The sequence below is a fragment of the Actinomadura sp. NPDC048021 genome (assembly GCF_040653135.1).
GTDB lineage: Bacteria > Actinomycetota > Actinomycetes > Streptosporangiales > Streptosporangiaceae > Spirillospora > Spirillospora verrucosospora.
The window spans coordinates 1-1,162 of the sequence record NZ_JBEZJQ010000062.1 but is presented as its reverse complement, the minus strand read 5'-3'; the positions used below and the strand labels follow the sequence as shown (position 1 = coordinate 1,162).

Annotated in this window: 1 protein-coding gene; it reads right to left on the bottom strand. The window is 66.0% G+C overall.

What is annotated here, in order from left to right; translation table 11 throughout:
• On the bottom strand, positions 1-1,162 hold a 1,162-nt coding region (gene treS, locus AB0C87_RS42820), incomplete at both ends, for a maltose alpha-D-glucosyltransferase (protein WP_353835982.1).

Genomic DNA, 1,162 nt, shown 5'->3' with positions numbered 1-1,162 from the left:
TGATCTCGCGGGTGAAGGCCAGGACGGAGGGGTTGGAGGCGGACAGTTCGACGTAGGAGCCGACGCCGAAGACGGGGTGGCGCTGGCGGATCTCGATCATCTTGCGGGTCCAGTGGAGCAGGGATCCGGGGTTGTTGGCCTGGGCTTCGACGTTGACGGCCTGGTAGCCGTAGATGGGGTCCATGATGACCGGGAGGTAGAGGCGGGCGGGGTCGCAGGCGGAGAAGCCGGCGTTGCGGTCGGGGGTCCATTGCATGGGGGTTCTGACGGCGTCGCGGTCGCCGAGCCAGATGTTGTCGCCCATGCCGATCTCGTCGCCGTAGTACAGGACGGGGGAGCCGGGCAGGGACAGCAGGAGGGCGGTGAACAGTTCGAGTTGGTTGCGGTCGTTGTCCAGGAGGGGGGCCAGGCGGCGGCGGATGCCGATGTTGGCTTTCATGCGGGGGTCTTTGGCGTATTCGGTGTACATGTAGTCGCGTTCTTCGTCGGTGACCATCTCCAGGGTGAGTTCGTCGTGGTTGCGCAGGAAGATGCCCCATTGGCAGTTGTCGGGGATCTTGGGGGTCTGGGCCATGATCTCGGAGATGGGGTAGCGCTGTTCGCGGCGTACGGCCATGAAGATGCGGGGCATGACGGGGAAGTGGAAGGCCATGTGGCATTCGTCGCCGCCGGCGGCGGGGTCGCCGAAGTACTCCACGACGTCGGCGGGCCATTGGTTGGCCTCGGCGAGCAGGACGCGGTCGGGGTAGAGGCGGTCGACCTCGGCGCGGACGCGTTTGAGGTAGGCGTGGGTTTCGGGGAGGTTCTCGCAGTTGGTGCCTTCGCGGGCGTACAGGTAGGGGACGGCGTCCAGGCGGAATCCGTCGATGCCCAGGTCGAGCCAGAACCGCAGGTTCTCCAGCATGGCGTCCTGGACGTCGGGGTTGTCGTAGTTGAGGTCGGGCTGGTGGGCGAAGAAGCGGTGCCAGTAGTACTGGCCGCGGACGGGGTCGTAGGTCCAGTTGGAGGACTCGGTGTCGACGAAGATGATGCGGGCGTCGGGGTAGCCGGTGTCGTCGTCGGCCCACATGTAGAAGTCCCCGAACGGCCCGTCGGGATCGGTCCGCGACGCCTGGAACCAGGGGTGCTGGTCGGAGGTGTGGTTCATCACCAGATCCGCGAT